Source organism: Oleiphilus sp. HI0066, from assembly GCF_001635725.1.
Window position 1 is genome coordinate 1 of sequence record NZ_LWFH01000130.1, and the last position, 1001, is coordinate 1001.

1 protein-coding gene is annotated in these 1001 nt (G+C 45.4%); it reads right to left on the reverse strand.

Annotated elements, in window-relative coordinates; genetic code table 11:
• Positions 1 to 1001 (reverse strand): insulinase family protein (locus tag A3738_RS02380; RefSeq protein ID WP_369819754.1); only part of this gene is annotated, 1001 nt, incomplete at both ends.

Consider the following 1001-nt stretch of genomic DNA (forward strand, 5'->3'; position numbering starts at 1 on the left):
TCCAAACAGCTCACTATGGAAATCCCCTTTTGCTTCACCTGCAGGAGAACGAGGTTTATCTATTTGCGAAACAACACCTAATACCGCCTGTTCAAGCTGCTCAGGATCATGCTCTTCATTCAACATCCACTGAATAGATGCATCAAAATCAGACAAGGTCTCGCTCAAGCGAGGGTCTCTGTAGGAGAAAAAGCGGAATGATGCACTTGCACTATCTTGGCTAGCACCGCCACCATACGCACCACCTTGCTCACGAATAGCACGATGCAAGAAACCATTTCTCAAGAAACCACCTAACACACTCAAAGCCGGTGCATCCTCATGCTCAACCGGTACTGTAGCAAATGCTTTCGCACAGAAATTAACTTGTGTATTGGTAATCCAAGCTTGCTTATTTGCTTGACGTATTGATGGCAAACTAAAGCTTTCTGCGTTCGCCGACTCACTTAAAGCTTCTGCCTGTATTAAGCCTTTCGAAGTCTCGAGAGCTTCCGCTTCACCAACAACCAAGTACTGTCTTGGCATCGCAATAACTTTATTATGAAGCTCAGATAGTTGATCTGCTAACTGTTGCGATGCGGACTCTTCATTCAAAGAAGTATCCAGCGCTTTCAGTGATTTAATGCCTTGCAATCCACCTAGACGATAAGCCAGATTAGCTGCCGGACTCATACCGCTAGAAGCCGCACCCATTGCTAAGCTATGGCCGTTATTTACAACAGATTGTTCGCGACGCGCGCGCATCTGAGAGACTAGTTCTCGCATGCGAGAGGTCTCATCAAAACGAACATTGTTTATGTAATCATGTAAGAGACGATTCAAGGTTTGCGCATTTCGACGTAAAGCCTTACCACTGAAAACAAGCACTCCTTTAACGTCTTGCTCATCAGCACCTCCACCTTTCACACTAGAAAATGCATGAATACCACCTGTTGCAGCTGACTGCTGATTCTGCATTTCCAAATAACTCTGATCAGCAACACCTAATTCCGTGACGATAG